Here is a 17738-nt window from a genome sequence, read left to right as displayed (position 1 = left end):
AAATCAGTGTTGATTTTAAAAGCCGAAATTTAACGAATTTGCTTCACAAAGTCACTAATTCCATCTACACCATTTTCTGTTAAATGTTTGATGAAGGCCGAACCAATGATGGCGCCTTTGGCTTTTTGAGTCGCTTGTCCAAAAGTTTCTGCATTACTGATGCCAAATCCAACGATTTGAGGATTTTTCAATTGCATGTTGGCAATACGCTCAAAATAATCTGATTGTTCCGCTCCAAATCCTTGTTTGGCCCCTGTGGTGCTCGCCGAACTCACCATGTAAATAAATCCTTCGGAAGCATTGTCAATGGCTTTGATACGTTCATCACTGGTTTGCGGAGTGATCAAAAATACATTGATCAATCCGTGTTTTTTGAAAATAGTTTCGTATTCCTCTTTGTAGACATCCAATGGAAGGTCGGGCAGAATTAGTCCATCAATACCAATTTCTTCACATTTGGCACAAAATTCCTCCACTCCATATTGAAGCACGGGATTAAAGTATCCCATCAAAATAAGGGGAATGGAAACCGTTTTTCGAATCGCTTTTAACTGCTCAAAGAGCAAAGCTGTGTTCATTCCGTTTTTAAGAGCAGCAGTGGAACTGGCCTGAATAGTAGGGCCATCTGCCAAAGGATCGCTAAATGGAAGCCCTATTTCGATGAGGTCTACTCCGCTTTTCTCCAAATCTTGAATAATCTGTACCGTGTCATTCAAATTTGGATAACCAGCGGAAAAGTATATGGAAAGGATTTTTTTGTCCTCTTGTAATTTTTGTTTGATTCTGTTCATAAATCAAGATTTGAGATGTGTGATATGAGTGTTGAGACTAAGGTCCTATATCTGATATCTGGCATCTATAATTTAAAATAATCGATATAGTTCTGTAAATCTTTGTCGCCACGTCCGGATAGGTTCACCACCACTACATCATCCGGGTTGAATTTCCTTTCCTCAAAAATGGCAAGGGCATGAGATGTCTCGATAGCTGGGATAATACCTTCCAGTTTGCAAAGTTCCAAACCGGCTTTCATGGCATCATCATCGGTAATGGAAATAAACTCCCCGCGGCCCGAGGCGTACAAGTGCGCATGCATGGGACCAACACCAGGATAATCCAGACCTGCCGAAATGGAATAAGGTTCTGTAATTTGTCCATCCTGTGTCTGCATCAACAAGGTCTTGCTACCGTGTATAATACCCACTTTTCCAAGGGCTGAAGTAGCAGCACTTTCACCAGAATGTATCCCTTTTCCTGCTGCTTCCACAGCAATTATGCCTACTTCGGGAGTATCTAAATAATGATAGTATGCTCCTGCGGCATTACTTCCGCCACCTACACAAGCCACCACATAATCTGGGTCTTCACGACCTTCTTTTTCCTGAAGTTGATTTTTAATTTCTTCCGAGATAACCGATTGAAATCTAGCCACCATATCCGGGTAGGGGTGGGGGCCAACAACAGAACCAATAATGTAATGTGTGTCCACTGGGTTGTTGATCCAGTCGCGAATTGCCTCGTTCGTGGCATCTTTCAATGTTTTACTGCCCGATGTGGCAGGTCTTACCTCAGCACCCAACATTTTCATACGAGCTACATTTGGGGCTTGACGGGCAATGTCAATCTCTCCCATGTACACAATGCACTCAATTCCCATGAGCGCACAAACAGTAGCTGTGGCCACACCATGCTGACCTGCGCCAGTTTCTGCAATGATTCGGTTTTTACCCAATTTTTTGGCCATCAAAATCTGTCCGATGGTATTATTGACCTTATGAGCACCGGTATGGCATAAATCTTCCCGTTTGAGGTAGATTTTTGTGTTATATTTTTCTGATAAACGGTTAGCGAAATAAAGGGGCGTAGGTCTACCAACATAATCTTTGAGCAATTGATGAAACTCTTCTTTAAAAGAAGGTTCTTCCATAATGTTCAAGTAGTTCTGCCGAAGCTCTTCGCAATTGGGATACAGCATTTCGGGGATGAATGCTCCCCCGAACTCCCCGTAATACCCCCGTTCATCTGCATGATAGCTCTTCATAGGTTTCTTTTTTAGTTAATATCGCTCTCAAGCGATTCGATGAATATTTTTAAGTCTTCTATATTTTTTAATCCGGGCGCTCTTTCAAATTTACTGTTCACATCGATGGCAAAACAGTTTTTGGAAGCGGGACTGTTTAAAAAACTCTTTAATTTTTCTGAGGAATCCAATCCAATTCCACCACTTAAAAAGTATGGTTTGTTTGATGGATACTTTTCCAAAACGGACCAATCAAAAGTATAGCCGTTGCCACCTGGGAGTTTTCCTTTGGTGTCAAAAAGGAAATAATCGCAAACATCCTCATAATCTTTGAGCACATCAAAATCAAAATCATCTTTGATGGAGAACACTTTGATGATGTCAAATTGGTCACTCCTAACTGGTTCTGAGGTCTCATCCTTCTGAGATGCTGAATGAAGTTCAACATGACGAAGAGCGTTACAATACTCGGCACTTTCCTTTCCGTGGAGTTGAACTGCATTTAATTGATACTGCTCCACTTTTTCCATAAGTTCTTCCAAAGGTGCGTCCACAAAAACACCCACTTTTTTGATGGAACTGGGCAATTTGGGCATATCTCCAAAAAAATATCTAGAAGAAGGCTCCCAAAAAATGAAACCCAAATAATCGGGTTGCAATGCTGCAACCTCGGTTGGGTTATGGTTCATGCCGCAGATTTTTAGTTTCATGGTAATGATTAAGCGATTATTTTATCAATGAATTTTTTAGCGCTTTTACCTGGTTCGTCCGTCTTCATAAAATTTTCTCCGATCAAAAATCCCTGATAGTCAAATTCCTTTAAATCACGAATAGCTTCCACGGAACTAATCCCGCTTTCAGAAACCTTTACAAAATCATCAGGTATTTTTTTGGATAGCGACTTGCTGATTTCCAAATCCACTTCAAAAGATTTAAGATTACGATTGTTTACCCCCAACATATCCAAACTGGGCATGAGGGATTTTTTCAGTTCCTCCTCGTTATGAACCTCCAGCAGTACATCCAAGCCCAAATCTTTGGCCAATTCAGATAAGGTTTTGATTTCTTCCCTGGTCAGAATGGCAGCAATCAACAATATGACATCGGCACCATAGGCTTTGGCTTCCACGATTTGATATTCATCAATAATGAACTCTTTTCGTAAAATGGGAATGTTGGTGGATGCCCTTGCGAGTACCAAATCATCCAAGGAACCCCCAAAGTATTTCCCGTCAGTAAGCACGGACATGCCACAGACACCTGCGTCGGCATAACCTTTGGCCACATCCTGCACATTCAAACTTTGGTTGATAACCGATTTGGATGGGGAACGTCTTTTATGTTCTGCTATAATGCCCGAATTGCTATTTCGCAATACTTCCGCCAAAGAGACAGAGGTACGCTCCATCATCACTGAGGCTTCCAATTGGGGCAGGGTGATCAGCGATTTTTTTAAATCGACTTCTTTGCGTTTATCGGCTACTATTTTCTCTAGTATGTTCATGCTGTTTTTGTCATTCTAAACGTAGTGAAGAATCTTAAGCAATTTCCCAACTGCATTCGAGATAACACTAGTTTTTACTTAATTCCTGTATTTTTTTTAAAGCTTGTAAACCTTTGCCACTAAATAACGACTCTTTAGCTTTTTCAAATCCCTCCATGGGCGTGATGCTTTGTACCGTGGCAATAGCGACTCCAGCATTGGCACAAACCACGTTGTTTTGGGCTTCGGTACCTTTTCCTTGTAAAATATTCATGAATATCTGGGCGGATTCTGCTACGTCTTCGCCGCCAACGATCTCTTGCTGTAAAACTTTTTCTACGCCAAAATCAGCAGGTCTCAACATGGCTTCGGAGTTATTGGATATGGTTTTGGTGTCCCCTGTCAAAGAGATTTCGTCATAGCCGTCCAAAGCATTTAAAATGGTAAACTTTTTATCTGTATTTTGATATAGGTATCCATACATTCTTGCCAATTCCAAGCTGAACACACCTACCATTTGGTTTTTTGGAAACGCCGGATTTACCATAGGTCCCAACATATTGAAAAATGTTTTTACTGCTAATTCTCTTCGGATGGGAGCAACGTTCTTCATAGCGGGGTGAAACAAGGGTGCGTGAAGCACACAAATACCGGCTTCCTCTATAGTTTTCTTTAGAAAATCAGCCTCATTACTGAATTTGATGCCCAAAAACTCCATCACATTGCTGCTGCCACATTTTGAGGAAACCCCATAATTTCCATGTTTGGTTACGTGGATTCCCGCTCCTGCTGTCACAAAAGAGGCCAAGGTGGAAATATTGAAGGTATCTTTTCCATCTCCCCCTGTTCCACAAAGGTCAATGGGGTCGTATTCGGCAAGGTCTACGGCCAGGCAAAGTTCCAATAGGGCATCTCGAAAGCCCTCCAATTCTTCAATGGTCACGCTACGCATCATGTAAACGGTTAAAAATGCGGCAATTTGTGAGGTATTGTACGCCCCATTGGCAATGTTTACCAAAATCTGTTTGGCTTCTTCCTTGGGGAGTATCTCGTGATTGATCAGTTTATTTAATGTCTCTTTCATTTTTTTTAGATGTGAGAGATTAGATGTTAGATTTTAGAGAATTCTCAATTCTCATATCTCGTTTTTATTTTCTATTAAGCCAATTTTTCAGCATTTGTTTTCCTTCGGGTGTCAAAACGGATTCCGGGTGAAACTGTACTGCGGTAATATCATATTCTTTATGTCGAAGTGACATTACTTGTCCGTTTTCGTCCACCGCGGTGATTTCCAAGGCTTCTGGTAAATCGGGGTCCACTACCCAAGAATGGTATCGTCCCACCTGAAGGGTTTTCGGCATGTCCTTATAAATTGGATCGTCTTTGGTTACCATAATGGTGGTATCCACTCCATGATATACTTGGTCGAGGTTGATCAAGGTCCCACCGAAGACCTCTCCGATTGCCTGTAATCCCAAACAAACTCCAAAAATACGTTTGGTAGGTGCGTAGGTTTTTATGATTTCCTTTAAAAGCCCCGCTTCATCCGGGATTCCGGGTCCAGGGGAAAGCACTATGTATTCAAAGGGTTCCACTTCGTCCAAAGTGAGTTGGTCGTTCCGTTTTACGGTAACATCACAATCCAAATCTTCCAAATAGTGCACCAAGTTGTAAGTGAAACTATCGTAGTTGTCTATCATTAAAATCTTTCGTCCCATGCTTAGATTGTTTCGGCAATTTCGAGTGCTTTGTTCAATGCGCCCAATTTATTGTAGGTTTCTTGGAGTTCATCATCGGGGTTGGAGGCTGCCACTAAACCTGCTCCTGCTTGATAATACAGTTCGTGATTCTTGCTCAAAAATGTTCGGATCATAATGGCATGGTTGAAGTTGCCTTCAAAATCCATAAACCCGATGGCTCCGCCATAATAAGAACGACTTGTTTTCTCGTATTTTTCAATGAGTTGCATGGCCATATGTTTTGGCGCTCCGCTCAATGTTCCTGCAGGGAAGGTGTCGGCGACGACTTTCATAGTGGTGCTTTCGTTTTTCTTTTGTCCGGTTACTTTGGACACCAAGTGGATAACGTGTGAGAAATATTGCACCTCTCGATAGGTCTCCACGTTTACGGTATTTCCATTGCGGCTCAAATCGTTTCGGGCAAGGTCGACCAACATAACGTGTTCGCTGTTTTCTTTTTCGTCCTGTGCCAGTTTTTTGGCCAATTCGGCATCTTTTTCATCGTTCCCTGTACGTTTATAGGTCCCAGCAATAGGGTGAATCTCTGCTTTGCCTTCTTTTACGATCAGTTGTGCTTCGGGAGAACTTCCGAATATTTTAAAGTCGCCGTAATCAAAATAGAATAGGTAAGGGGAGGGATTGATGGAGCGAAGCGCTCGGTACACATTGAACTCGTCTCCCTTAAATTTTTGTTTGAACCTTCTGGATAGTACCAATTGAAAAACATCACCTCGCTGGCAATGCTTTTTGGCCAACTCTACTTGTTCTTTATAGTCTTCATCTTTAAGGTTGGATTCTGGCTCACCTTCTTTATTAAAGTTGTAGGATGAGAAGGTACGAACGTTGAAAAGCTGTTCAATCTCATCCACATTGCTTTCGGAATCATAACAATGTGCGAACAAATAGGCCTCGTTCTTAAAATGATTGATGGCAATAATATTCTTGTATACCGCATAGTAAATATCCGGAATATTGACAGAATCTTCCTTTTTTGAAATCTGTACATCTTCAAAGTAACGAACAGCATCGTAGGCCATATATCCGAACAGTCCGTTGTTGATGAACTTGAAGTTGTTTTGAGCTACCGTAAATTTCTTGCTAAAGTTGTGAATGACCTCGGTAACATCGGTATCCGGTGTGATTTCGGTGATTTCTTTGGTGCCATCAGGAAACCTTTGGGTAATGGTTTCGTTCACTACCTCAATCGATGCAATGGGATTGCAGCAGATGTACGAAAAACTGTTGTCGTTGGCGTGGTAGTCGCTACTTTCCAAAAGGATACTATTGGGGAACTTGTCCCGAATTTTTAGATAAACACTTACGGGCGTAATGGTGTCCGCAAGTATTTTTTTGTAATGTGTTTTTAATTCGTATTTCATATTAGCTCTATAAAATGAAAAAGGCTTGTCGTGATGACAAGCCTTTTATATGGTTATAATGGGGACTTAGCTCACGATGTTTTCCGTAAGTTAATCCACCACCAGTTATTTATTGTTCTGTTAATCATTGCTTCAAATATAGGGAGGAATTTTTAACGGCACAACAATGTTTTGTTTAAAATAAAAAATCCCGTCCGAGAAATTCTTGGACGGGATTTTCACACACTAAACAGGTACTGATTACATCTGTAAATCAACTACCAAATCAAATTCGTCATAGATCAATTTATCTTTGGCCGTACCAATGATTCCTGATCCGTACTTAACGTCGTATTTTGTTCTATCAACTTTCACTGTAGCTGTTGCTTTATCTCCATAAACGGAAACATCGAAAGATATAGGTTCGGTGGTAGCTTTAATAGTAAGGTTTCCTTTTACTTCGTATGAATTTTTCCCTGTTGATTTAACTTTAGTGAAAACCAATTTGGCTGTTGGGTGATCGGCCGTACCAAAAAAGTCATCAGATTTTAGGTGTCCGTCCAATTTGTCTTTGTATTCACCTTCCAAATCAGTAGTGTTGATGCTTGTCATATCCACAACAAAGCTTCCACCGACCAATTTTTCACCATCAAATTCCAAAGCTCCGGATTTAAGAGAGATGGTTCCTGTGTGAGAACCTCCCACTTTATACCCTTTCCAGGTTACTTGGCTTTCAGAAGTTTTTACTTCTTTGGTTTCTTTTTCAACTGGGTTTGCTACTGCAGCGGATGCAAATAGGGTGATCAATGTTAAACTTAAAATTGTCTTTTTCATGATTGCTTTAAATTTCTGTTTTTAATTGTTAAGGGTTCAATAATTATATATGAGTAAATAATTCTTCTTTTGATTTTCTTACTTTGGCCAAATGCTGGGTTTCGTCCTCTTCGGAGCGGTACCCGACAGCCAAAACAACTGCCGCATTTAGGTTTTTGCCGTTAAGACCTAGAATTTCATTGTATTTGTCAGATTCGAAACCTTCCATAGGGCAGGTGTCAATTTTTAATTCAGCTGCCGCTTGCATTAAATTTCCGAAAGCGATATAAGCCTGTTTTGCTGTCCAGGTACCTTTGGTATCTGCGGGGAGATCCATAAGTTTCGACTTCATAAAGTCGGAGTACCCTTTAAGGCCTTCCATAGGAATGTTTCTGGTGTTGCTTACATTTTCCAGGAAATCATCTACCAATTCTTCACCAAAATCCGTAGCGTTAGCAAATACGATAATGTGTGACGCATCGGTAATTTGAGACTGACCCCAAGAAGCAGGTTTCAACTGCTCTTTAACTTTTTGGTCAGAAACCACAATTACGTGATAGGGTTGTAGTCCGTAAGAAGAAGCACTCAGGCGTGTAGCTTCCAAAAGTGTTTGTAAATCTTCCTCTGACACCCTTTTGTTGGCATCAAATTTTTTGGTGGCGTAGCGCCATGTTCTATTTTCAATAACTGTACTCATGCTATATTTAAAATTTATCCAGTAAATAGTTTAATTGTTCTAAATCTTCTTTTTTAAAATTTTGATAGATGACCTTGTGAGCGTCTTCCAATGATTCATCCATTTGTCTCAAAGCCTTGAGACCTGAATCAGTGATTACTATCTCTACTTTTCTTCTATTAGATGGACAAACGGTTCTGTTCACGAAACCTTTGGACAAAAGTTTATCCACTAATCGTGTTGTGTTGCTCATTTTGGTCACCATACGATCATTAAGAGTTGAAAGGTTGGCGGGTTTACCTTGCTGCCCTCTTAAAATTCGCAATACATTGAATTGTTGTAAAGAGACCTCAAATGGTTTCAGAGCCCCGTACATAATTTCATTGATTTTATTATGTACCAATTCCATGTGAATTAGGGTCCTGGGTTCCAAAGGAATTTTTTTTGAGGTTTTTATTATTTCTTCAACATTCATGTATAAACAATATTTGTATATACAAATGTATGTAGATTTTGCATGTTGCACCAAATATTTGATTGATAAATTTTTGTTAAAGACTGGAATGTGGTATGTTCGGTGCGTATTTTAGGAGATGTAAAAATCGGATAATGAATAGGTTATTAATTTTTGGACTAGTAGTCGCCATTTTCTTGAGTTGCGCCGAAAAGAAGAGGGAAAACAAAGAGGTTGCACAAACCGCTGATAAAGAAGTGATTGCGCAGGAAGACAATTCAACTGCAGAAGTTAAGTTTCCCATTTATGATTTTGAAGGTCTAGAGCCTTTGTTGAACAAGGAAGACGACAAGACCTACATCATTAACTTTTGGGCGACCTGGTGTAAACCTTGTATTCAAGAAATGCCCTATTTTGAGAGAGTTTATGCTGAACAAAAGGACAACGATGTTGAGGTGATATTCGTAAGCTTGGATATGCCCAATATGTGGAAGACCCAATTGGAACCCTATGTGGAAAAGAAAGACATACAAGCTAAGGTTGTGATATTGGACGATCCAAAGCAGAATGATTGGATTCCAAAAGTTTCTGAAGCGTGGGGCGGGGCAATTCCTGCTACCTTAATATATAATAAGGACAAACGAACTTTTTATGAGCGTGGTTTCACGTACGAAGAACTGAACGAAGAGTTGAATAAATTCATAGAATAATCAACTATGAAAAAAACAAAGATTTTAGGATGGTCAGCTTTGCTGTTGATTTTTGTAGCAGCTTTTACCATTAGGTGTTGTATAAAATAGCACGCAACAAAAATAAAACAAGTAGAAATCTGGAGTAATGCTCCGGATTTTTATTTTTGCAGAACTTAAATTGAGAAAAATGGCAGATTTATCACAAGAAGAATGGGAAGAACAAATGAAAAATGACGACAATGCCTTAATGTTGGATGTTCGTACCCCCCAAGAATTTGAGGAAGGATATATTCCTGGTGCAGTGAATATTGATATTTATTTGGGACAAGGCTTTCTGGAGGAACTTGGAAAATTGGACAAGTCTAAGAATTACTATGTCTATTGTAGGTCTGGAGCCCGCAGCGGCCAAGCTTGTGCCATTATGAACAGTATAGGAATAGAAAATGCATATAACTTGGAGGGCGGCTTTATGAATTGGGAAGGCGAGCGGACAGAGTAGACCTCCATTTATCCCAAATCAATGCGAGAAGACCTACTTTATTTTATTTGGAAGCACAACAAGCTTCCAACCAAACAACTATGTACTAGCAACAACAAAACCGTTTTGGTCAAGGCGACCGGAATCCAAAACAGGGTCGCGGGCCCCGATTTTTTTAACGCAAAAGTTGAAATCGATGGTCAGCTGTGGGCCGGTAATGTGGAAATGCACCTAAGATCTTCGGATTGGTATGCGCATCATCACGAAACAGATGAAAATTACGACAATGTCATTCTTCATGTAGTTTGGGAGGATGACATTGCTGTTTTTAGAAAAGACAGTTCACAAATTCCAACTTTGGAGGTGAAGCACTATGTTTCCGAAGAACTTTTGAACCGTTATCGAAATCTGTTGGAAAACTCCTGTTCTTCTTTCATTAACTGTGAAAAGGATTTAAAGGAATTGGATTTATTTTTGGTTGAAAACTGGTTGCATCGATTATACATTGAGCGGTTGGAACATAAATCCAAATTAATCATGGATTTATTGGAAACATCCAAAAATGATTGGGAAGCAGTCCTTTTTAAATTGTTGGCCAAGAATTTTGGTTCTAAGGTCAATGGACCATACTTTTTGGAACGGGCCAAGCAATTGGATTTTTCGATTGCTCGCAAAACTAGTAACGAACCATTTCAATTGGAAGCTTTGCTTTTTGGCCATTTTGGACTTTTGAATGTTTCCGATTGAACGGATACCTATTATTTACAACTCAAAAAAGAGTATAAATACCTGACCCAAAAGTTTGAGTTGACCGAGAGTCCGTCAAAACCGGATTTTTTCGGATTAAGGCCTCCAAATTTCCCCACTATCAGGATTTCGCAATTAGTTAGTCTGTACTTAGGTAATCACAATATTTTTTCCAAATTGATGGATTTGAACAAACTTGGGGATATTTACCAAGTTTTTGAAGTTTGCGCAGGATCGTATTGGGAGGATCACTATACCTTTGGTAAGATCTCCAATAAGCGGGTAAAAAAAATATCCAAGAAATTTATCGACCTAGTCATCATCAATACCTTGGTTCCCCTCAGGTTTTGCTATGCAAAGCATGTAGGAAAGGATTGGAACGAGGAGTTGATTGAGTTGGTTTCCCAGATAGGAAGGAAGGGAAGAGAATTCCATCATCAAAAACTTTAAGCAAATAAGATCAAAAACACAAAATGCCTTGGAAAGTCAGGCAAAGTTGGAGCTCTATAATAATTATTGTTCTAAAAATAAATGCATGCAATGCGCCATTGGTACACAATTATTGAATAGAAATACATAATTTTAACCATGTCTTTATTTTATAATACGCTTTACTACTTTCAAAAAAGAGGCTTCGAGGTGTGTAGGCGGATAGCTGAAAGACTTGGTATCAGAGCCCGTGTGGTACGTACCAGTTTCATCTATTTGACATTTGTAACCTTGGGCTTTGGATTTGCCCTTTACCTTTTTATTGCATTCTGGCTTCGGATTAAAGACTTGATTTACACAAAAAGAACCTCGGTATTTGACCTCTGATCATGATTAAATTAATGCGCTCCAAAATACTTGTGGCACTTACCCTAATGATAATGGTATTATTGATAGGGGTGGTGGGTTACAAGATGCTGTCCGATTTTACATGGATAGAGGCTATTTACATGACCATTATTACGGTTACCACTGTGGGCTTTTCGGAAGTAAGGCCCTTGGATGCCAATGCAAAGATTTTTACCGTATTTTTAATCGTCACCAGTGTTTTTATATTTGGTTTTGCCATTTCCGTGGTCTCGGAATATATTTTAGGAAGAAATTCACTGGACATGCTAAAAAAGAAAAAAGTGAAAAAACAAATAGACAGTCTGTCAAACCATGTTGTGGTCTGCGGTTTTGGTAGAAATGGTATGCAGGCCGCCGAAAAATTGATAGCCTATAAAAAACCTTTTGTGGTGATAGAAAGGGATAAGGAAATCATTGAGCGGCATGAAGAGGATGTTTTGTTTATAGAAGGGGATGCCAATGAGGATGAGGTATTGCGCCAAGCTGGAATTGACCGTGCCCAATATTTGATCACTGCCGTGCCTGATGATGCCGCCAACCTATTTATAGTACTTTCCGCAAGGCAACTCAACAAAAACTTATTCATTATAAGTAGAGCTTCGCAAATTACTTCCGTAAAAAAGTTGGAATTCGCTGGGGCGAACAAGGTCATAATGCCCGATAAAATTGGTGGTGACCATATGGCTTCTTTAGTGGTGATGCCGGATTTGATTACCTTCTTGGATCAACTCTCCATAGAAGGCGAGCATACCACGAACTTGGAAGAAGTTAGTATAGAGGATTTCACCGATCAGATGGATTGTAATTCCTTACGAGATTTGGACTTAAGAAGAAAAACAGGTTGTACCATAATAGGTTACATTGACCCAGATGGGAAATATATCATTAACCCAGAAGCGGATATGGTTTTACAACCCAATAGTAAGGTTATTGTTTTAGGAAGGCCGGAGCAGATCAGGAAGCTCAACCAAATGTTTCAGATAGGCTAGTTTAACACCCTTTAATTTTTTTGCGTAGAAATTTTTTAGGATATTGGGGCCTTTACAAAAAACTAACATAACCAAAACATTATGATGAAGTATAGACTTCTTTCCTTATTAAGTTTAATGTTGCCAGCTCTTTCTTTTGCGCAGGAAGAAAGTACATCGGATAAAATTGATGCTGTATTCTCCAAATACACGAGTTGGTTCGTCGATGCCATATTCTACGAGATTCCTTTTTCCGAAGAATTTCAGATTCCTTGGGTTTTAATTGTCTTGGTAGGAGGTGCATTGTACTTTACCATTTATTTTAAGCTGATCAACTTTACTGGCTTTTGGACTGCGATAAAGGTGGTTCAAGGTAAGTATGAAGATATTGAAAAGCATGGAGTAGACCACTTATATGGCGATACGGCAGAGGAACATGATTTGCCAGATACCATTAGGGATGAATCTGCCCATGGAGAGGTTTCTCACTTTCAAGCACTTACGGCTGCCCTATCCGCAACTGTTGGATTGGGTAACATAGCAGGTGTGGCCGTTGCTTTATCCATTGGTGGTCCTGGAGCTACTTTTTGGATGATTTTGGCAGGGCTTTTGGGTATGGCCTCAAAGTTTGCAGAATGTACCTTGGGTGTGAAATATAGGGATGTAGGTGAGGATGGAACCGTTTACGGTGGTCCTATGTACTATTTGACCAAAGGTCTTAAAGAGAAAAATGCCAAAGGACTGGGAAAAGTACTTGCCGTATTGTTCGCCATTTTTGTTATTGGAGGTTCTTTTGGTGGAGGAAACATGTTCCAGGCCAACCAGGCAGCTGCCCAGTTTGTGGATTTGTTCAACCTTGAAAACGACAATGCAGGATTGTATTTCGGTATTATCATGGCCGTATTGGTAGCCATCGTAATTATTGGAGGAATCAAAAGGATTGCTTCCGTAACAGAAAAAATTGTCCCTTTCATGGCTGGTGTTTATGTTTTGGCAGCCTTAATTATTTTAGGAGCAAATTTCTCTTCCATTGATGATGCTTTCGGATTAATTTTCGAAGGAGCCTTTTCCGGACTGGGAATTGCAGGTGGACTTATCGGTGTAATGATCCAAGGTATTCGTAGGGGAGCCTTCTCTAACGAAGCTGGTGTAGGTTCGGCAGCTATTGCTCACTCCGCGGTACGTACCAAGTATCCTGCGAGTGAAGGTATTGTTGCTCTTTTGGAGCCTTTTGTGGATACCGTTGTAATCTGTACCATGACCGCTTTGGTAATCATCATTACCAACTACGAGGCAGGTTTCTTGCAGTACGGTACAGAGATTACGGAAGGAGTAGAGATTACCGCAACAGCTTTTGATACGGTAATTCCTCATTTCTCCATAGTGTTGACCATCGCAGTTATATTGTTCGCTTTTTCTACTATGATTTCTTGGTCTTACTACGGAATGCAAGGGTGGATGTACCTTTTCGGGAAAAGCAAAACAAGTGACCTTGCTTACAAAATATTATTCTTGTTCTTTGTTGTAGTTGGAGCTTCCATAAGTCTTGGTTCTGTGATCGACTTCTCAGATGCCATGATTTTTGCCATGGTTGTACCTAATATTATTGGTGTAATACTGCTGACTCCGGTAGTTAGAAAAGAATTAAAGAAATACATGAACGCCATCAACAAAAAAGAGGATGCATTGGAAGACGGTGCAGAAGATTTGGTGGATAAATTGTAAAAGTCAATATCTTGATGAGATTAAAATCCCACTTCAGGTTCAATAAACAAGAACGGAGTGGGATTTTCTTTTTCTTGGTGTTAGTGATTGTGCTGCAAGGTGGTATTACTATGTAAAAGCCAATCCATCCCAAACAGAGACCAGTTTTGCTCTCAATGCTCGTGAGCAGCATAGGATTGATAGTTTAAAAATTTACCGGTCTGAAGCATCAATAAAAATATATCCCTTCAATCCAAATTACATTACAGATTATAAAGGGTATATTTTGGGATTGTCCATTTCTGAGTTGGATAGATTGTTTGCTTTTAGAGTGCAGGGCAGGTTTGTGAATTCCGTCGAGGAGTTCCAAACGGTTACCCAGATATCAGATTCTTTACTCAATGAAGTCTCGCCATATTTTAAATTTCCAGATTGGGTTGGAAAAAATCAATCATCAAAAAAGAAAATATCCTTTGTGAAAAAGGAAGAGATGGCAAAAGACCTTAACTCGGCCTCCGCCGAAGATTTGATGGAAGTATACGGTATTGGAGAAACACTTTCCGAAAGAATCGTCAAGTTTAGGGATAGGTTGGGCGGTTTCTTGGTGAACGACCAACTCTATGATGTTTATGGGTTGAAACCTGAAGTAGCGGAAAAGGCATTGCTCAAATTTCAGGTGATGGAAGTTCCCACCTTGAATAAAATCAATATTAATAAGGTTGGTATTGAGGAGCTATCCCAATTGATCTATATAAACAGGTCGTTGGCTTCCAATATTATTGAATACAGAGATGAAAATGGTTCATTTGCATCATTTCAAGAATTGAGTTATATCGATAAATTTCCTACAGAAAAACTAGATAGAATAGCCTTATATTTGTCTCTATAAAAAAGGTGGTATGATCGATATGTACTTCACGGAAGAGCACAATTTGTTCCGGGAGAGTTTAAAGGATTTTTTACAAAAAGAAGTTGTCCCCCACATTGAGAAATGGGAAGAATCTGGAAATATAGAAAGATTTATTTGGAGGAAGTTCGGTGAGATGGGGTATTTTGGGCTAATGACCCCAGAGGAATATTCTGGTTTGGGCTTGGATCTTTTTTACACGGTGATTTTTCTCGAAGAATTGCAAAAGATCAATTCCGGTGGTTTTGCGGCAGCCATGTGGGCCCATCAGTACTTGGCCATGACGTATTTAAACAAGTTGGCCAACAACGACCAAAAGCGAGCCTATCTGGGACCCAGTGTACTTGGAGATAAGATTGGTTGCTTGGGAGTGTCGGAGCCATTTGGTGGCAGTGATGTAGCCGCTATGCGGACCACAGCGGAAAAGAAGGGCGATGTATATATTGTAAATGGTTCCAAAACTTTTATTACCAATGGGGTTTATGGGGACTATATTATATTGGCAGCAAAAACCGATAAAAATGCTGGCCATAAAGGAATCAGCATGTTTGTAATGGATACAAAGGCCAAGGGTGTGTCTGCAAGTAAATTAAACAAATTGGGCTGGCGTGCTTCCGATACTGCAGAACTGGCCTTTGATAATGTTGAAGTCCCAGCGACCAATTTATTGGGAGTAGAGAACGAAGGCTTTGCCTATATAATGGAAGCATTTTCTTTGGAACGTTTGGTAATGGGTATAAATGCCCATGCAAGAGCGGAGTTTGCATTGGACTATGCATTGCAATACATGTCCGAACGTGAGGCGTTTGGCAAAAGCATTGATCAATTCCAAGCGTTACGACATAGGTTGGTTGACCTTTATTCGGATATGTTGTTGTGCAAGCAATTTAATTATGCTACTGTTGCGCAAATGGACAAAGGGGCTTATGTGGTCAAAGAAGCGACTATTTCCAAACTTAAATCTACCAAAATGGCCGATGAGGTAATCTACAATTGTCTTCAGTTTTTGGGTGGATATGGTTATATCGAAGATTATCCAATGGCAAGAATGAGCAGGGATAGTAGACTTGGCCCAATAGGAGGTGGCACCTCGGAAATTTTAAAGGAAATTTTGGCCAAGATTATTGTAGATAAAAAGGAATACAAAAAGCCTACTACGTAGATAATTATTAAAAAAATAAAATATTTCTTTAACGGTTAAAGATCATTCGTATATTTGCACTCCAAAAATCTAAAAGAAAGGAGGTTGTAGCCCATGTTAATTATACCAGTAAAAGAAGGAGAAAACATCGATAGAGCTTTAAAGCGTTTCAAACGTAAGTTCGACAGAACAGGTACCATGCGTCAGTTAAGAACAAGACAGCAGTTTACTAAACCTTCTGTAGAGCGTAGAGCGCAAATTCAAAAAGCACAATACATTCAAGGCCTAAGAGACCAAGAAGAAGTATAGGGCTATCGCTTTAACAAAATATATCAATCCCGTTCCAATATTGGAGCGGGATTTTTCGTTTTGGCTATACCGCAATTGTAATTATTACCTTTGATATATGTCCGTATCAGCTTTTATATCCTATTTAAGGTTGGAGAAGAATTACTCCGAGCATACCATAAAGGCATATAAAAAGGATATTGAGACCTTTGCTAACTTCTGCAAAGGGAATTATGACGAGCGAAACCTGAAAAAGGTTTCTTATCCATTAATACGAAATTGGATTGTTGCATTGTCCGATCAAGGAGTTTCCAATAGAACCATCAACAGAAAAATATCTTCTCTGCAGGCTTATTATAAATTTTTGCTGAAGGTTGGTGATATAACTATTTCACCCTTGGTGAAGCACAGGGCGCTCAAAACCAGTAAAAAGGTAGAGGTTCCTTTTTCGGAAACTGAAATGGAAGCCATTTTGTCCAAAATCCCTTTTGGTGATGATTTTGAAGGTGAGCGAGATAAACTTATCATTGAATTATTGTATACCACGGGGATGCGAAGGGCCGAATTGGTTAATTTAAAAATATCAGATGTGGACTTGTCCGGACATGTCCTAAAAGTATTGGGTAAAAGAAACAAAGAACGTATTCTTCCTTTGTTGCCATATACCACAGAACAGATTAAGAAGTATTTGATCAAGCGTTCCGGATTTAAAAAGGCATTGGATTCCTCTTATTTATTATTAACAAAAGATGGTCTTAAAATTTATGAAACACTTGTTTATCGAACTATAAATAAGTATTTTAGTTTGGTGTCCCCTAAGGTAAAAAAGAGCCCACATATACTCAGGCATACCTTTGCAACGCACTTGCTCAACCGGGGGGCAGATTTAAATTCCGTAAAGGAATTATTGGGTCATTCCAGTTTGGCGTCCACACAAGTGTACACGCACAATAGTATTGCCGAACTGAAAAAAGTACATCAAAAAGCCCATCCAAGAAACAAGAAATAAAATTCTTGTATTGTTTAACTTCACTGTCACGGACAGTATTAAAAACTTCGTCTTATGAAAGTAAACGCACAATCGGTAAATTTCACAGCTGATGGTAAACTCATCGACTTTGTCCAAAAACGAATGGATAAGTTGGAAGTGTTCTACGACAAGGTCATCGAATCGGATGTTTATTTAAAAGTTGAGAACACAAGTGCTAAAGAAAATAAGATAGTGGAAATCATGGTATTTGTGCCTAGGGATAAAATCATGGTTAAAAAGCAATGTAAGACTTTTGAGGAGGCTGTGGATTCGGCCTGTAGTTCTTTAGAAAGACAGTTGGTAAAAAAGAAGGAAAAACAGAGGGCAAAAGCTTAATGAAAATTTTTCAAAATTTATTTTGAATTAAAATATAAATATATACATTTGCAGTCCGTTAGAAATA

Annotated in this window: 20 protein-coding genes and 1 pseudogene; 11 read left to right on the top strand and 10 right to left on the bottom strand. The window is 39.5% G+C overall.

What is annotated here, in order from left to right; genetic code table 11:
* Nucleotides 1-29 precede the first annotated feature (29 nt).
* The 10 genes from trpA to D2V08_RS01940 all read right to left on the bottom strand — a co-directional run bounded on the left by trpA (nt 30) and on the right by D2V08_RS01940 (nt 8564).
* Nucleotides 30-791, bottom strand: coding sequence for a tryptophan synthase subunit alpha (trpA, locus tag D2V08_RS01985; protein ID WP_119606437.1), 762 nt, complete (start codon nt 789-791; stop codon nt 30-32).
* A 65-nt stretch (nt 792-856) separates the two neighbouring features.
* Nucleotides 857-2041 (bottom strand): tryptophan synthase subunit beta, encoded by a 1185-nt coding sequence (gene trpB, locus D2V08_RS01980; protein WP_119606436.1) that lies wholly within the window; start codon nt 2039-2041, stop codon nt 857-859.
* Between the two features lie 11 nt (nt 2042-2052).
* Nucleotides 2053-2730, bottom strand: a complete 678-nt coding sequence (locus D2V08_RS01975) for a phosphoribosylanthranilate isomerase (protein ID WP_119606435.1) — start codon at nt 2728-2730, stop codon at nt 2053-2055.
* An 8-nt stretch (nt 2731-2738) separates the two neighbouring features.
* Entirely contained in the window at nt 2739-3524 is a 786-nt protein-coding gene (gene trpC / locus D2V08_RS01970) for an indole-3-glycerol phosphate synthase TrpC (RefSeq protein WP_119606434.1), read from the bottom strand.
* Nucleotides 3525-3591: 67 nt separating this feature from the next.
* Complete coding sequence (gene trpD / locus D2V08_RS01965) at nt 3592-4587, bottom strand: anthranilate phosphoribosyltransferase (RefSeq protein WP_119606433.1); 996 nt, start codon at nt 4585-4587, stop codon at nt 3592-3594.
* 64 nt (nt 4588-4651) lie between these two features.
* Nucleotides 4652-5221, bottom strand: coding sequence for an anthranilate synthase component II (locus D2V08_RS01960; RefSeq protein WP_119606432.1), 570 nt, complete (start codon nt 5219-5221; stop codon nt 4652-4654).
* Between the two features lie 2 nt (nt 5222-5223).
* Nucleotides 5224-6621, bottom strand: a complete 1398-nt coding sequence (locus tag D2V08_RS01955; protein WP_119606431.1) for an anthranilate synthase component I family protein — start codon at nt 6619-6621, stop codon at nt 5224-5226.
* Nucleotides 6622-6861: 240 nt separating this feature from the next.
* On the bottom strand, nt 6862-7434 hold the full coding sequence (locus D2V08_RS01950) for a YceI family protein (protein ID WP_119606430.1): 573 nt from the start codon (nt 7432-7434) through the stop codon (nt 6862-6864).
* A 43-nt stretch (nt 7435-7477) separates the two neighbouring features.
* The gene (locus tag D2V08_RS01945; RefSeq protein ID WP_119606429.1) at nt 7478-8110 is read right to left on the bottom strand and encodes an NAD(P)H-dependent oxidoreductase; all 633 of its coding nucleotides are present in this window, start codon (nt 8108-8110) and stop codon (nt 7478-7480) included.
* A 7-nt stretch (nt 8111-8117) separates the two neighbouring features.
* Nucleotides 8118-8564: a MarR family winged helix-turn-helix transcriptional regulator gene (locus D2V08_RS01940; RefSeq protein ID WP_119606428.1), complete on the bottom strand. Its 447-nt coding sequence runs from the start codon at nt 8562-8564 to the stop codon at nt 8118-8120.
* Nucleotides 8565-8698: 134 nt separating this feature from the next.
* Here D2V08_RS01940 and D2V08_RS01935 point away from each other — a divergent pair, with 134 nt between their 5' ends.
* The 11 genes and pseudogenes from D2V08_RS01935 (at nt 8699) to hpf (ending at nt 17671) form a co-directional block, all read left to right on the top strand.
* A complete protein-coding gene (locus D2V08_RS01935) occupies nt 8699-9253 on the top strand; it encodes a TlpA family protein disulfide reductase (protein WP_119606427.1) in 555 nt (184 codons plus the stop codon).
* A gap of 169 nt (nt 9254-9422) precedes the next feature.
* Nucleotides 9423-9734 (top strand): rhodanese-like domain-containing protein, encoded by a 312-nt coding sequence (locus D2V08_RS01930; protein WP_119606426.1) that lies wholly within the window; start codon nt 9423-9425, stop codon nt 9732-9734.
* A 21-nt stretch (nt 9735-9755) separates the two neighbouring features.
* A pseudogene (locus tag D2V08_RS01925) lies at nt 9756-10910 on the top strand (DUF2851 family protein).
* Nucleotides 10911-11048: 138 nt separating this feature from the next.
* On the top strand, nt 11049-11276 hold the full coding sequence (locus D2V08_RS17545; RefSeq protein WP_014033469.1) for a PspC domain-containing protein: 228 nt from the start codon (nt 11049-11051) through the stop codon (nt 11274-11276).
* Nucleotides 11277-11278: 2 nt separating this feature from the next.
* Nucleotides 11279-12286, top strand: a complete 1008-nt coding sequence (locus D2V08_RS01915) for a potassium channel family protein (RefSeq protein ID WP_119606425.1) — start codon at nt 11279-11281, stop codon at nt 12284-12286.
* Nucleotides 12287-12370: 84 nt separating this feature from the next.
* Nucleotides 12371-13990, top strand: a complete 1620-nt coding sequence (locus D2V08_RS01910; protein WP_119606424.1) for an alanine/glycine:cation symporter family protein — start codon at nt 12371-12373, stop codon at nt 13988-13990.
* 265 nt (nt 13991-14255) lie between these two features.
* Nucleotides 14256-14858, top strand: a complete 603-nt coding sequence (locus tag D2V08_RS01905) for a ComEA family DNA-binding protein (protein WP_245980469.1) — start codon at nt 14256-14258, stop codon at nt 14856-14858.
* Nucleotides 14859-14868: 10 nt separating this feature from the next.
* Nucleotides 14869-16038: an acyl-CoA dehydrogenase family protein gene (locus D2V08_RS01900; protein ID WP_119606423.1), complete on the top strand. Its 1170-nt coding sequence runs from the start codon at nt 14869-14871 to the stop codon at nt 16036-16038.
* A gap of 93 nt (nt 16039-16131) precedes the next feature.
* Complete coding sequence (rpsU, locus tag D2V08_RS01895; protein WP_119606422.1) at nt 16132-16326, top strand: 30S ribosomal protein S21; 195 nt, start codon at nt 16132-16134, stop codon at nt 16324-16326.
* 97 nt (nt 16327-16423) lie between these two features.
* Nucleotides 16424-17314, top strand: a complete 891-nt coding sequence (locus D2V08_RS01890) for a tyrosine-type recombinase/integrase (RefSeq protein ID WP_119606421.1) — start codon at nt 16424-16426, stop codon at nt 17312-17314.
* Between the two features lie 54 nt (nt 17315-17368).
* On the top strand, nt 17369-17671 hold the full coding sequence (gene hpf / locus D2V08_RS01885) for a ribosome hibernation-promoting factor, HPF/YfiA family (RefSeq protein WP_100817503.1): 303 nt from the start codon (nt 17369-17371) through the stop codon (nt 17669-17671).
* The last annotated feature ends 67 nt before the right edge of the window (nt 17672-17738 follow it).

Origin of the sequence: Flagellimonas lutimaris, from assembly GCF_003581615.1 — a bacterium.
In the GTDB taxonomy this organism is placed as follows: domain Bacteria; phylum Bacteroidota; class Bacteroidia; order Flavobacteriales; family Flavobacteriaceae; genus Flagellimonas; species Flagellimonas lutimaris.
The sequence above is the reverse complement of the archived record's forward strand: the minus strand, read 5'-3'. Positions and strand labels throughout refer to the sequence as shown.

Bases quoted from the DNA above. Each gene is read 5' to 3' on its own strand.
- trpA (WP_119606437.1), bottom strand. From the start codon at position 791: ATGAACAGAATCAAACAAAAATTACAAGAGGACAAAAAAATCCTTTCC.
- trpB (WP_119606436.1), bottom strand. From the start codon at position 2,041: ATGAAGAGCTATCATGCAGATGAACGGGGGTATTACGGGGAGTTCGGG.
- D2V08_RS01975 (WP_119606435.1), bottom strand. From the start codon at position 2,730: ATGAAACTAAAAATCTGCGGCATGAACCATAACCCAACCGAGGTTGCA.
- trpC (WP_119606434.1), bottom strand. From the start codon at position 3,524: ATGAACATACTAGAGAAAATAGTAGCCGATAAACGCAAAGAAGTCGAT.
- trpD (WP_119606433.1), bottom strand. From the start codon at position 4,587: ATGAAAGAGACATTAAATAAACTGATCAATCACGAGATACTCCCCAAG.
- D2V08_RS01960 (WP_119606432.1), bottom strand. From the start codon at position 5,221: ATGGGACGAAAGATTTTAATGATAGACAACTACGATAGTTTCACTTAC.
- D2V08_RS01955 (WP_119606431.1), bottom strand. From the start codon at position 6,621: ATGAAATACGAATTAAAAACACATTACAAAAAAATACTTGCGGACACC.
- D2V08_RS01950 (WP_119606430.1), bottom strand. From the start codon at position 7,434: ATGAAAAAGACAATTTTAAGTTTAACATTGATCACCCTATTTGCATCC.
- D2V08_RS01945 (WP_119606429.1), bottom strand. From the start codon at position 8,110: ATGAGTACAGTTATTGAAAATAGAACATGGCGCTACGCCACCAAAAAA.
- D2V08_RS01940 (WP_119606428.1), bottom strand. From the start codon at position 8,564: ATGAATGTTGAAGAAATAATAAAAACCTCAAAAAAAATTCCTTTGGAA.
- D2V08_RS01935 (WP_119606427.1), top strand. From the start codon at position 8,699: ATGAATAGGTTATTAATTTTTGGACTAGTAGTCGCCATTTTCTTGAGT.
- D2V08_RS01930 (WP_119606426.1), top strand. From the start codon at position 9,423: ATGGCAGATTTATCACAAGAAGAATGGGAAGAACAAATGAAAAATGAC.
- D2V08_RS17545 (WP_014033469.1), top strand. From the start codon at position 11,049: ATGTCTTTATTTTATAATACGCTTTACTACTTTCAAAAAAGAGGCTTC.
- D2V08_RS01915 (WP_119606425.1), top strand. From the start codon at position 11,279: ATGATTAAATTAATGCGCTCCAAAATACTTGTGGCACTTACCCTAATG.
- D2V08_RS01910 (WP_119606424.1), top strand. From the start codon at position 12,371: ATGAAGTATAGACTTCTTTCCTTATTAAGTTTAATGTTGCCAGCTCTT.
- D2V08_RS01900 (WP_119606423.1), top strand. From the start codon at position 14,869: ATGATCGATATGTACTTCACGGAAGAGCACAATTTGTTCCGGGAGAGT.
- rpsU (WP_119606422.1), top strand. From the start codon at position 16,132: ATGTTAATTATACCAGTAAAAGAAGGAGAAAACATCGATAGAGCTTTA.
- D2V08_RS01890 (WP_119606421.1), top strand. From the start codon at position 16,424: ATGTCCGTATCAGCTTTTATATCCTATTTAAGGTTGGAGAAGAATTAC.
- hpf (WP_100817503.1), top strand. From the start codon at position 17,369: ATGAAAGTAAACGCACAATCGGTAAATTTCACAGCTGATGGTAAACTC.